An 812-nucleotide genomic window follows, 5' to 3' on the forward strand; every position below is an offset into this window, starting at 1 on the left:
ATCCGGTTACGATCACGCTCGATTTTGCGAGCGCCGTCAACCTGACCGACTTCTACCTGTGGAATCACAGCAACAACAATGGTGCCGGGGCACCCAGTGCCGGCGTGGAAGACTTCACGCTGACCTTCTATGATGGGGCCGGCGGAGGAGGATCCCAGATCGGCTCGGTCTTCAGCAGCACCGCCTCGGCCGCTCCCGCAACCGGGACTTACGCCGCTCAGGTGTTCGACCTTGGTGCGACCTACAGCAACGTACGCTCGGCCGAGCTGGTGATTGCGAGTCGCATCGGCGGAGGCACGAGTTTCGTCGCCATCCGGGAACTCGGCTTTGAGGCGATCCCCGAGCCCGGTGCCCTCAGCCTCCTCGGCCTCGGCCTTGCCTCGTTCCTGCTCCGCCGCCGGCGCTAGAAACGTGGTAGATTTCCCGACTTCCCGCATTATCTTCCGCCCCTTCCTGTGGGCGACCTTGGTCCGACCAGTCGTAGCGGGACCCCTAAAAAACCATGAAACCCCACCTTGTCGCCTTCACTCTCATTGCCAGCTCCCTCACCGCCTGGGCTGACTTCATCTACCACGACAGCGCCGCGACAACCGGGGGGGAGTTCAATGCAAGCTACGTCATAGGAAACCTCAAGGATGCAGGTCACACATCACACCTGGATACCGAAAGTGCCGCTGACTTCAATGTTTCCTACGCCACCGCCAATGGGCCCACCGGCGGATATCCGGTTACGATCACGCTCGATTTTGCGAGCGCCGTCAACCTGACCGACTTCTACCTGTGGAATCACAGCAACAACAATGGTGCCGGGG

At 61.0% G+C, this 812-nt stretch carries 2 protein-coding genes; both read left to right on the forward strand.

Annotated elements, in window-relative coordinates:
* On the forward strand, nucleotides 1-407 hold a 407-nt coding region (locus ACG2LG_RS24015; RefSeq protein WP_396263423.1), incomplete at its 5' end, for a PEP-CTERM sorting domain-containing protein.
* A 95-nt stretch (nucleotides 408-502) separates the two neighbouring features.
* On the forward strand, nucleotides 503-812 hold a 310-nt coding region (locus ACG2LG_RS24020; RefSeq protein ID WP_396263425.1), incomplete at its 3' end, for a hypothetical protein.

Origin of the sequence: Haloferula sp. A504 (assembly GCF_044385805.1) — a bacterium.
Lineage (GTDB): Bacteria > Verrucomicrobiota > Verrucomicrobiia > Verrucomicrobiales > Akkermansiaceae > Haloferula.